General features: G+C 59.6%; 10 protein-coding genes and 1 pseudogene. 2 read left to right on the top strand and 9 right to left on the bottom strand.

Going from position 1 to position 11,597, the window contains the following annotated elements:
* Positions 1 to 324, top strand: a 324-nt coding sequence (locus AC1DLB_RS09720) for a phasin family protein (protein WP_477784929.1), incomplete at its 5' end; no start/stop codon positions are given.
* Between the two features lie 10 nt (positions 325 to 334).
* The gene (locus AC1DLB_RS09725; protein WP_477744136.1) at positions 335 to 1,144 is read left to right on the top strand and encodes a phasin family protein; all 810 of its coding nucleotides are present in this window, start codon (positions 335 to 337) and stop codon (positions 1,142 to 1,144) included.
* Positions 1,145 to 1,233: 89 nt separating this feature from the next.
* Here the strand turns inward: AC1DLB_RS09725 and AC1DLB_RS09730 are convergent, their stop codons facing one another.
* From AC1DLB_RS09730 to argS, 9 genes and pseudogenes are all read right to left on the bottom strand, one after another.
* Positions 1,234 to 1,854 (bottom strand): TetR/AcrR family transcriptional regulator, encoded by a 621-nt coding sequence (locus tag AC1DLB_RS09730; RefSeq protein WP_018929155.1) that lies wholly within the window; start codon positions 1,852 to 1,854, stop codon positions 1,234 to 1,236.
* A 59-nt stretch (positions 1,855 to 1,913) separates the two neighbouring features.
* The gene (phaC, locus tag AC1DLB_RS09735) at positions 1,914 to 3,596 is read right to left on the bottom strand and encodes a class II poly(R)-hydroxyalkanoic acid synthase (protein WP_477784930.1); all 1,683 of its coding nucleotides are present in this window, start codon (positions 3,594 to 3,596) and stop codon (positions 1,914 to 1,916) included.
* Between the two features lie 129 nt (positions 3,597 to 3,725).
* On the bottom strand, positions 3,726 to 4,580 hold the full coding sequence (phaZ, locus tag AC1DLB_RS09740; protein ID WP_086944125.1) for a poly(3-hydroxyalkanoate) depolymerase: 855 nt from the start codon (positions 4,578 to 4,580) through the stop codon (positions 3,726 to 3,728).
* A 134-nt stretch (positions 4,581 to 4,714) separates the two neighbouring features.
* Positions 4,715 to 6,394, bottom strand: a complete 1,680-nt coding sequence (gene phaC / locus AC1DLB_RS09745) for a class II poly(R)-hydroxyalkanoic acid synthase (RefSeq protein WP_026286647.1) — start codon at positions 6,392 to 6,394, stop codon at positions 4,715 to 4,717.
* Between the two features lie 243 nt (positions 6,395 to 6,637).
* On the bottom strand, positions 6,638 to 7,018 hold the full coding sequence (locus AC1DLB_RS09750) for a gamma-butyrobetaine hydroxylase family protein (protein WP_018929151.1): 381 nt from the start codon (positions 7,016 to 7,018) through the stop codon (positions 6,638 to 6,640).
* 145 nt (positions 7,019 to 7,163) lie between these two features.
* A pseudogene (hslU, locus tag AC1DLB_RS09755) lies at positions 7,164 to 8,312 on the bottom strand (ATP-dependent protease ATPase subunit HslU); the annotation flags it as partial.
* A gap of 54 nt (positions 8,313 to 8,366) precedes the next feature.
* Complete coding sequence (hslV, locus tag AC1DLB_RS09760) at positions 8,367 to 8,897, bottom strand: ATP-dependent protease subunit HslV (RefSeq protein WP_007936812.1); 531 nt, start codon at positions 8,895 to 8,897, stop codon at positions 8,367 to 8,369.
* 231 nt (positions 8,898 to 9,128) lie between these two features.
* Entirely contained in the window at positions 9,129 to 9,839 is a 711-nt protein-coding gene (locus AC1DLB_RS09765; protein WP_007936813.1) for an SPOR domain-containing protein, read from the bottom strand.
* Between the two features lies 1 nt (position 9,840).
* Positions 9,841 to 11,577 carry an arginine--tRNA ligase gene (argS, locus tag AC1DLB_RS09770; protein ID WP_018929149.1) on the bottom strand — a complete coding sequence of 579 codons (1,737 nt, stop codon included), beginning with the start codon at positions 11,575 to 11,577 and terminating at the stop codon, positions 9,841 to 9,843.
* Positions 11,578 to 11,597: the final 20 nt, after the last annotated feature.

Here is an 11,597-nt window from a genome sequence, read left to right on the forward strand (position 1 = left end):
CACCACACCAAGGTCGGTCAAGAAGGTAGCGAGTACGTTCAAGAGTTGATCAAGGCTGGTCAAGCTGTTGAAAAGAAAGGCAAAAAAGTAGTTGCTGAGAAACTTGAAGCGGCTAATGCCGAGATCGATGAAGCCAAGAGTGAAGTGAGTACTTTCAAAGGCAAAGTCGAACTTCAACTCGACAAAGTCGAGAAGGCTTTCGATACGCGTATCGCAAGTGCCTTGAATCGTATCGGCATTCCGTCTAAACATGACGTGGAGACACTCTCTGCTAAGCTCGATGAGCTGACAGCATTGCTCGAACGTGTCGCGCGTAAATCTTAAGGAGAACGGGATGGCTGGCAAAAAGAATACTGAAAAAGAAGGCAGCTCGTGGATCGGGAAGGTCGAAGACTACTCCCGCAAGATCTGGCTGGCTGGTTTAGGCGTGTACTCGAAGATTGATTCTGACGGCAGCAAACTCTTCGATGCATTGGTTAAGGACGGCGAGAAAGCCGAGAAGCTCACCAAGAGCGCTGTCGGCAAGAAAGTCGATGCTGCCAAGGACTCCGCTTCGTCGGCCAAGTCGCGCATCAGCGGAGTGAAAGATCGCGCACTGGGCAAGTGGGATGAGCTGGAAGGGGCTTTCGACAAGCGCCTGAACAGCGCCATTTCGCGCCTGGGTGTACCGAGCCGCAATGAGGTCAAGGCACTGCACAGCAAGGTCGATACCCTGACCAAGCAAATCGAAAAACTCACCGGTGCCAAGGTTGCGCCTGTTGCGGCGAAAACCGCAGCGGCCAAACCGGCAGCCAAAAGCGCTGCCAAACCATTGGCCAAGGCCGCAGCGAAACCTGCTGCCAAACCGGCCGCCAAAACTGCTGCTGCGAAACCTGCAGCCAAAGCGGCCGCTAAACCCGCTGCAAAAGCTGCAGCAAAACCAGCGGCCAGACCTGCAGCTAAAACCGCAGCGGCCAAACCCGCTGCGGCGAAGAAGCCAGCAGTGAAAAAACCAGCCGCCCCGAAAGCGGCCGCTCCGAAACCAGCAGTGGCTGCCGCCAAACCGGCAACCCCGGTCAGTCCGGCGAACTCCGCCGCTGCGCCGACCCCTGCTGTAACCCCGACTATCGCACCGACTCCATCGGCGCCAACCAGTCAGTCCTGATTTCCAGGACGCAAAAAAACGCCCGGCCTGTAAAGGTCGGGCGTTTTTGTTTGTGCATGGATTCCAGAAACCATCGAAGACCCACCGGGTCAGTTGTGCTCTTCGAGGTACTGCAACGCCAACCGCTCGGTCGCGACTTTGACCGGCGGCAACAAATGCGGCGCCACCAGCATCATGATCTGGTACACCACCAGTCGTACTTCACCTTCACGGTCGAGAATCCGCTGATAGTCCAGCGAGAACAGCAATGTCATGGTGATTTGCTCCACCAGTTGTCCCAGCGCCTGGGTGTCGCTGACCAACTGCCCCTGAGCCTTCAACTGTGCCAGCAATGAAGCCAGTGTGCGCTTCAACGCATTGAGCAGGTTGCGTATCCCCTTGGCCAGTTTCGGCAGGCGGCCGGCAAGGTTCGACAAGTCCTGGAACAGAAACCGGTATTGTGCCAGGCGTTCGACGATCAGGTGCAGGAACAGCCAGTAATCTTCGGGGGCCAATTCCACATCGGACGGTGGATCGAGCAAGGGCGTCAGTTCGGTCTGGAAGCGTTCGAACAGCCCCAGGATCAGCGGCTCCTTGCCGTGGAAGTGGTAGTAGAGGTTGCCCGGGCTGATGCCCATTTCGTTGGCCACCTCCATGGTGGACACGTTCGGTTCGCCCTTCTGATTGAACAACTGCAGGGCACATTCGAGAATCCGGTCGCGGGTTTTCATCCAGTCTTCTTAATGGTCGAGTCAGGCCACGGCCATTGGCGGCCGTGGTTCATTGAACGTCAGCGCACGCGCACGTAAGTACCGGGTGCCGCCTCCATCGGTGGATAGTTCTGGTTGCCGAGGGTCATCTTGGTTTCGTGTAGTGCGCCGGAGCGTTCCTGAATCCAGCTCAGCCATTGTGTCCACCAACTGCCGTCGACGCGTTTGGCGTCGTAATACCAGGCCCGCGGGTCGCTGCTCAGTTTCGGGTTCTCGACGTAGTTGGCTTTCGAGTTGTGCGGCGGGTTGAGAATGCTCTGCACATGACCGCTGCTCGACAGCACGAAGCGTCGCTCGCCACCCAGTAGCAAAGTCGAGCGATACACCGCATCCCACGGGGTGATGTGATCGTTCATGCCGGCCACGCTGAAACTGTCGACGGTGACTTTCTGCAGGTCGATCGGTGTGCCGCACACTTCCAGCCCACCCGGATGACTCAGCGGGTTGTGCTTGAAGAAGTCCAGCAGATCGCCATGAAACGCTGCCGGCAGGCGCGTGTTGTCATTGTTCCAGTAGAGGATGTCGAACGCCGGTGGCTCCTTGCCCAGCAGGTAGTTATTGACGAAGTAATTCCAGATCAAATCGTTGGGGCGCATCCAGGAAAAAACCCTGGCCATGTCGCGACCTTCCAGAACGCCCTTCTGATATGAGCGGCGCTTGGCCGCTTCCAGCGTTTGTTCGTCGACGAAGAGGGTGGCCGGGCTTTCTATCTGACTGTCGAGCAGGCTGACCAGATAGGTCGCGCTGGACACCCGCCGCAGCTGCCGCTTGGCCTGCAAGTGCCCTTGCAGCGCGGCGATGGTCAGCCCGCCGGCGCAGGCACCCATCAGGTTGACGTCGCGGGAGCCGGTAATCGCCCGGCACACATTCATCGCTTCTTCGGTGGCTTCGACGTAAGACGACAGCCCCCATTCGCGGTGACGCACATCAGGATTGCGCCAGCTGATCACGAAGGTCTGCAAGCCGTTTTTAAGGGCGAACTGGACGAAGCTGTTACTGGGGCTCAAATCGAAAATGTAGAACTTGTTGATCTGTGGCGGCACGATCAGCAACGGCTTGGAATACTGTTTTTCGCTCATCGGCTTGTACTGGATCAGTTCCAGCAGCTCATTGCGAAACACCACGGAGCCGGTGGTGGTGGCGACTGTCTTGCCTACCTCGAATGCTTGTTTGGTGACCTGTCTGGGCAAGCCGTCGTTGTGCAGCAGATCGTCAAGCAAATGGCCGATACCCCGCACCAGGCTGTGACCGCCAGAGTTGAAGATCTCCTTGACCGCCAGCGGATTGAGCAGGGTGTTGGACGGCGCCACGGCGTCGTTGATCAAGGCAAACGCAAAGTGGGCGCGGGCGCGATCGTCCGGGCTCAGGTTGCTCTCGTCGATCCAGTTTTTGACCTCCTTCTGCCAACTCAGGTAGGCCTGCAAGCTGCGGCGATAAAAAGGGTTGAGGCTCCACGCCGGGTCGGCAAAGCGATTGTCTTGCGGATTGATCGGATGCAGGGTTTCACCCAACAACACGCGGCCAAGCTGGCCGCCCAGCTTCAAGGCATGCCGGGCCGTGTACACCGGGTTGCGCAGGCCATGGGTGGCCAGGCTGCGCAAGGTTGAAAGCAAGTCCCGGCCGCGCAGACCGGTAACCGCACTCTGTGCGTTGATGAATGCAGCGGGAGTGGGCAAGGAGCCCTTCGCTGGTTTGTCGCGCATGAGTCAACACTCCTTCGTCATCAGGCCAAAAACAAACTCACCGAACAAATCACCATAGACGTTGTTGCGGATTGTTGCGCGGTACGACGTCCTGTCGACGCTCTTTTCCTGAACCAAAGCCGGGGCCGGTCAACTGCCCGATGGCGCCGGATGCGGATGCATCACAGCGCGCTGACGTTCCTCTTCGAGAAACTTCATGATGATCGGTGCCACCGCTTCGGCCCGGGTAATCAAGAACAGATGCCCGTCGTCGATGATGTGCAATTGGGCATTGGGAATTCGCCAGGCCAGCATGCGCATATTGATCAGCGGGATCAGTGGGTCGTCGTCGCCGGCCAGCACCAGGGTCGGCTGTTGGATCTTGTGCAGCCAGTGAATGCTGGTCCAGCCAAACCCGGCGAACAGCTGCCAGTAGTAGCCCAGTTTGCCTGCCGAGCGAACCCGCGCGGCGTGACTGGCCGCCAGGGTTGGATCGCGACGGAACGAGCCGCCATAGATCATCGGCGCGATGCGAATCACATGGGACGGCTGGATGTAGCGTCGTGGGCTGGCCATCATCCACAGCACTTTCGGTTTACCCGGTACCATCACTGTGCCGGCCGCCGTGGCTGCCAGCACCAGCTTCTTGCAGCGCTCGGGATAGTCATAGGCAAATTGCTGCGCCAGGGCGCCACCCCATGACACGCCGATCACATTGACCTGCCCGTAATCGAGATAGTCGAGCATTCGCGCGGTCAGTTTCGCCAGGCCCGAAAAGCGATACGGCCGGCTGGGAGTGGATGAGCCGCCGACACCGGGTACGTCGAAGGCGATGACTTCCAGGTCCGGATCCAGCGCCTGGACGAACGGAAATATYAGCTCCAGGTTGGCGCCGATGCCGTTGAAAATCAGCAAGGGCGTCAAGTGAGGCTTGCCGGGGCGTACCGCGGTGCGGAGGGTTTGCCCATCCAGGTTGACGGTACGAAATACGAACGGTTGCGGCATGCACGAAGCCCTGTAGGTTTTAAACGCTGATCGGGCCATCCCGGGCCGTCGCAGAATGTTCGAGGCTGGCCTCGAGGCTGATTAATGACAATCGCGGCACCTCCCAGTGCCGCGGACTGCGAGTTGTTTGAAGCTCAACGTTCGTGCACATACGTGCCTGGCGACGCCTCACCCGCGGGATAGGCCTTGTTGCCAAGGTTGGCGGGGGACTTCTTCAGTTTGCCCGAGCGTTCGGCCTGCCACGCCTGCCAATGCAACCACCAGGAGTCGGTGTGCTTGGTGGAATTTTCCATCCAGTCCTCGGCCTTGACCGGCATGTCGGTGCTGGTCATGTAGCGTGCTTTCGGATTGCCCGGCGGGTTCAGAATGCTCTGGATATGTCCGCTGCTGGACAGCACGAACTCGACCTTGCCGCCGAACAGTTGTGCCGACTTGTAGCAGGACTTCCACGGGGTGATGTGATCGTTGGTGCCAGCCAGGGAAAAGATGTCGGCATCGACCTGTTTGAGGTCGATCGGTGTGCCGCACACTTCCAGTGCATTGGGGCGGATCAGTGGGTTGTTTTTGAACATCTCGATCAGGTCGCCGTGGAAGGCGGCCGGCAGGCGAGTGGTGTCGTTGTTCCAGAACAGAATGTCGAACACCGGTGGCTCGTTGCCCAACAGGTAGTTGTTGACCCAGTAGTTCCAGATCAAGTCGTTGGGACGCATCCAGGCGAAGACTTTCGCCATGTCGCGACCTTCCAGCACACCGGCCTGGTAGGAGTGGCGCTTGGCGGCTTCGAGGGTCTGCTCGTCGACGAACAGGGCCACGTCGCTGTCGAGGGTGGTGTCGAGCACGCTGACCAGCAGCGTCAGGGCGTTTACTTTCTTCTCGCCGATCGCTGCGTAATGACCCAGCAGCGCGGTGCAGGTAATGCCGCCGGAGCAGGCACCGAGCATGTTCACGTCTTTGCTGCCGGTGATCGCGGTGACCACGTCGACCGCTTCCTTGAGCGCTTCGATGTAGGTCGACAGACCCCACTCGCGTTGTTCCTTGGTCGGGTTGCGCCAGCTGACGATGAACGTCTGCATGTTGTTGCGCAGGCAGAAGCGCGCCAGGCTTTTGTCCGGGCTGAGGTCGAAAACATAGAACTTGTTGATTTGCGGCGGCACCACCAGCAGTGGGCGTTCATGCACTTGCTCGGTGATCGGCTTGTACTGGATCAGCTCCAGCACGTCGTTGCGAAAGACCACCGCGCCTTCGGTCACACCCAGGCTCTTGCCGACTTCGAACGCGCCCATGTTGACCTGGCTCGGCATCCCGCCGTTGTGGATCAGATCCTTGGCCAGATGAGAGAGGCCGTCGAGCAGGCTTTTGCCGCCGGTTTCGAAGAAGCGTTTGACCGCCGCCGGGTTGGCTGCCGTGTTGGTCGGGGCCATGGCTTCGGTCATGAGGTTGATCACGAAATGCCCGCGAGCGACGTCCTTGGGCGAGAGATTGCTCTTATCGATCCAGGTGTGGAGCTCCTTGCGCCACGCCAGATAAGTTTGCAAATAACGTTTGTAGAGAGGGTTCTGGCTCCAGGCCGGGTCGAGGAAACGGCGGTCGTCGCTTTGCGGTTGAAGCTCGGATTTTCCGAACAGCACGTTCTTGAGTTCGATGCCGAAATGGGCGACGTGCCTGGCACTGTGGATGGGTTGTCTGATGGCCTGGGTCAGCACCATTCGGGCAGAGCCCAGTAGATCCTTTCTACGCAGCCCAACAACAGGATTCAGTCCCAAGGTATTTTCTGAAGCCTGGAATTTCAGGTCATCGTTTTGCTTGTTACTCATCTACGACGCTCCATTGTCCTGAGGCGAGTACCTGAGCCCAGCTGTGTAGTCACACAGCAAACGCCAGGTACTACTGCTCGGGGTGACCGTTAATTGCGCATAGCTACAAATGCACGGAACTTGCCAGCTCCATTGGTTACCCGAGTTTAATTTTTTTCGCAAGCGGGCCAATCGTTGACCCGGCAGCCAAGCATTCAAACAGATGGAATTAGAAAATGCCCTCTAAATACCTCGAGGCCTGACCTAGAGCATCAGCTTGACGACCGACTCGTTCGGATCACGGGTCTTTCCAGCCGCTTTGAGTTCGGCAAGATAATCGTTCCACAGATCCTCTTGGCGCACCGCCAACTGGTACAGATATTCCCAGGTGAACAGGCCGCTGTCGTGGCCGTCGTCGAAGGTCAATTTCAGTGCGTACTGACCGGCTGGTTCGACCTTGCTCAGGCCTACGCCGATCTTGCCAAATTGCAGGATAGGTTTGCCGTGGCCCTGGACCTCGGCGGAAGGAGAGTGCACACGAAGGAATTCTGCGGGCAGGTGATACTCCTCGCCGGACGCGTATTTGAGCGTCAGGGTTTTCGAGGCTTTGTGCAGTTTGATGTCGGTGGGGAGTTGGGTCGTCATGGGGCCGATCTTCCGTCTGTATGAAGGCCCTGTGTCGGCGGGTGACCTGTGGCGAGGGAGCTTGCTCCCGCTCGGCTGCGTAGCAGTCGTAAATCCGGCGAATGAGGTCTTGTAGATAAACCGCATTCACCGACTTTGGGGCCGCTTCGCGACCCAGCGGGAGCAAGCTAATACGCTTGATGCCGTCCGGCTGGAACTCGATGAGCAGCCCTTCGGTTTTCAGCAGCGCGCAATACTGCTCGGTGAGAGAGGCATGCGGTTCGCTGAGGATACGCTCGAAATCTTCCGGGCTCAGGGCCTTGAGTTCGACCCGAATCGGCAGGCGACCTTGCAGCTCCGGCACCAGATCACTCGGCTTGCTCAGGTGGAATGCGCCAGAGGCGATGAACAGGATGTGGTCGGTCTTGACCATGCCCAGTTTGGTGTTGACGGTGCAGCCTTCGATCAGCGGCAGCAAGTCGCGCTGTACGCCTTCACGGGATACATCGACGCCACCGGTATTGCCGCGCTTGGCGACCTTGTCGATTTCGTCGATGAACACGATGCCGTGCTGTTCGACAGCTTCCAGCGCCTTGGCCTTCAACTCTTCTTCGTTGACCAGGCGACCGGCTTCTTCGTCGCGAACCAGTTTCAGCGCTTCCTTGACCTTGAGCTTGCGGCTCTTGCGCTTGCCCTTGCCCATGTTGGCGAACAGGCTCTGCAACTGGTTGGTCATTTCTTCCATGCCCGGTGGCGCGGAGATATCGACGCCGGTGATTTCGGCGACTTCGATTTCGATCTCCTTGTCGTCCAGCTGACCTTCACGCAGGCGTTTGCGGAACAGCTGGCGGGTGTTGGAGTCCTGGGCCGGGGCGGCGTCTTCGTTGCTGAAACCCATGCGTGCCGGTGGCAGCAAGGCGTCGAGGATGCGTTCTTCGGCGGCGTCTTCGGCGCGGTGGCGAACCTTGGTCATTTCCTGTTCGCGCAGCAGCTTGATCGCCGCGTCCGCCAGATCACGAATGATCGATTCGACGTCGCGGCCGACATAGCCCACTTCGGTGAATTTGGTCGCTTCGACTTTGATGAACGGAGCGTTGGCGAGTTTGGCCAGGCGACGGGCGATCTCGGTTTTACCGACGCCGGTCGGGCCGATCATCAGAATGTTCTTGGGGGTGACTTCGACGCGCAGCTCTTCGGGCAGCTGCATCCGGCGCCAGCGGTTGCGCAAGGCAATGGCGACGGCGCGTTTGGCATCGTCCTGGCCGATGATATGGCGATTGAGTTCGTGGACGATTTCACGGGGGGTCATGGGCATAGTAATTGGCGGTCCTCAAGCAAAAGTGAGCCGTGGCGCTAGGCCAAGGCAGGCTTACTCAGCGAGATCCTGCTCCTCGATGGTGATGTTGTGGTTGGTGAACACGCAGATGTCGCCAGCGATGCCCAAAGCGGTTTCGACGATTTCCCGGGCCGACAGGTCGGTCTTTTTCAACAGCGCGCTGGCCGCAGCCTGGGCGTAGCCGCCGCCGGAACCCATGGCGATCAGGCCTTCTTCAGGCTCAACCACGTCACCGTTGCCGGTGATGATCAGAGAGGCATCCTTGTTGGCGACCGCGAGCATGGCTTCGAGGCGGCTGAGGGAGCGGTCAGTGCGCCATTCTTTGGCGAGTTCGACAGCGGCGCGAACCAGGTGGCCCTGATGTTTTTCGAGTTGGCCTTCGAAACGTTCGAAGAGGGTGAAGGCGTCAGCGGTAGCCCCGGCAAAACCGGCGATAACCTGACCGTGGTACAGGCGGCGAACTTTCTTCGCGTTGCCTTTCATCACGGTATTGCCGAGCGAAACCTGGCCGTCGCCGCCCATGACGACTTTGCCGTGGCGGCGAACTGAAACGATGGTGGTCAAGGGAGAGTCTCCACGCAGCGGGGCGAAAATGCCTTATGCCAACTCATATGGGGGTGGTGGAGCGTTTTTCAACTGTAGGACGCGGCGGGGGACGAGCGGTGGTGGGCAGGGATGAATGTGTTGTCTGTTCTGACGCCTTCGCGGGCAAGCCTCGCTCCTACAGAGATTTACGTGATCCTGTAGGAGCGAGGCTTGCCCGCGAAGAACGATGACGCAGTGTCCTTGACGAAATTAGCGGCTCTGGCGTTGTTGTAACAACAGGTTACTGAAGCCGCTGCCCGCCAGTTGCTTCTGGGCGGTGGTCAGTTGTTCGCGGTTGCTGAACGGGCCGACCAGCACCCGGTACCAGGTCTCGTCCTTCACCGTGCCGGATTCAACCGCCACGGCCTGACCCAGCAGGATGATCTGCGCCCGAACCTTGTCGGCATCGGCTTGCTTGCGGAACGAACCGGCCTGCAGGAAGAACTTGGTCACCGGCGCCGCTTTAGCCACCGGTGGCGCTGGCGGCGGAGTGATGCCGGCCAATGCCGCCTGAGCCCGGGCGGTGTCGATCTTCGCCGCTTCCGCAGGCGTCACCGGCGTGGTCGGCACGGCCGGCACCTGTGGCGTCGGCAGGGTTTTCTCCGGTACCGCATCCGGCGGCACGATCACTTCCGATTCCGGCAGCAAGGTGTAGAAGTCGTACTTCGGCTTCACCGGTTGCGTCGGGCTCGGCGGGGTCTTGTTGGCTTCGGCGATCTTGGTCGCTTTCTGCTGTTGCTCGACCTTCTCGCGCTTGACGCTGTCACTGCCCTTGCCCGGCTCCAGCTTCATCAGGAACACAATGAACGCGCCGACCGTCAGGCCGATGGCCATCCACAGCCAGCCCGGGATCGGTTGCTTTGCAGGAGCTTGGTAACGGCTGGCGCCACGCTTGGGTGCAGGTTTTTTCTTGGCAGCCAACTTACATACGCTCCAGAGTTTCCAGACCCAAGAGTTCCAGGCCTTGCTTGAGAGTGCGGCCGGTCAACGCAGCAAGGCGCAAACGGCTCTGCATTTGCGCCGGGGTATCGGCGCCGAGGATCGGGCAGTTCTCGTAGAAACTGGAGAACAGGCCGGCAACATCGTACAGGTAGGTGCAGAGAATGTGCGGCGTGCCTTTGTCGGACACGTTATTCAGGATTTCGCCGAACTGCGCCAGTTTCGCCGCCAGCTCATGTTCGTGCGGCGCTTCGAGGACGATTTGCCCTTCGACTTCGCTGAAGTCCTTGCCGAGCTTGCGGAACACGCCGGCCACTCGGGTGTAGGCGTACAGCAGGTACGGTGCGGTGTTGCCTTCGAAGTTCAGCATCAGGTCGAAGTTGAAGCTGTAGTCGCTGGTGCGGTGCTTGGACAGGTCGGCGTACTTCACCGCGCCAATGCCCACGACCTTGGCGATGTTGCGCAGCTCGTCTTCGGCCAACTCCGGGTTCTTCTCCTTCACCAGCGTGTAGGCGCGTTCCTGGGCTTCGGTCAGCAGGTCGATCAGCTTCACGGTGCCGCCGTCACGGGTTTTGAACGGGCGGCCATCGGCGCCGTTCATGGTGCCGAAGCCCATGTGTTCCATTTCCATCGGATGGGTCACGAAGCCGGCCTTGCGGGCGACGGCGAACACCTGCTGGAAGTGCAGGGCCTGGCGCTGGTCAACGAAGTACAGCGCGCGATCGGCTTTCAGCACGCCGCTGCGGTAGCGCACGGCCGCCAGGTCGGTGGTGGCATAGAGGTAGCCGCCATCGGCCTTGACGATGATCACTGGCAGCGGTTCGCCCTCGGCGTTCTTGAACTCGTCGAGGAACACGCACTGGGCGCCGTTGCTCTCGACCAGCATGCCTTTGGCCTTGAGGTCGTTGACCACGTTGATCAGGTCGTCGTTATAGGCGCTTTCACCCATCACGTCGGCCATGGTCAGTTTGACGTTCAGCAGTTCGTAGATTTTCTGGCAGTGGGACAGCGAGATGTCCTTGAACTTGGTCCACAGGGCCAGGCAGTCCGGGTCGCCGGCTTGCAGCTTGACCACCAGACCACGGGCGCGGTCGGCGAACTCTTCGGACTCGTCGAAGCGCTGCTTGGCGGCGCGGTAGAAGTTTTCCAGGTCCGACAGCTCGTCGCTGGTGATCGGGTTCTCCTGCAGATAAGCCATCAGCATGCCGAACTGGGTGCCCCAGTCGCCGACATGGTTCTGACGGATCACGGTGTCGCCGAGGAACTCCAGCACCCGGGCCACGCCGTCGCCGATGATGGTCGAGCGCAAGTGGCCGACGTGCATCTCTTTGGCCAGGTTCGGGGCCGACAGGTCAACCACGGTGCGCTGCACCGGGCCGGCCTTGCGTACGCCGATGTGGTCGTCGGCCAGGGCCGCGTCCAGGCGGGTCGCCAGGGCTTGGGTGTTCTGGAAGAAGTTCAGGAAGCCAGGGCCGGCGATTTCGGCTTTGGAGACGTTTTCGTCAGCCGGCAGCGCGGCGATGATTTTCTCGGCCAGGTCACGGGGTTTCATGCCGGCCGGTTTGGCCAGCATCATCGCGATGTTGCTGGCGAAGTCGCCGTGAGTCTTGTCACGGGAGTTTTCCACCTGGATCGCCGGCGACAGGCCTTCAGGCAACACACCTTCGTTGACGAGTTGGGTGATGGCTTGTTGGATCAGCTGGCGAATGGTGTCTTTCATGGTCTTCTCTTTCGACCGCA

It is taken from the genome of Pseudomonas sp. 05N434 (assembly GCF_056396965.1).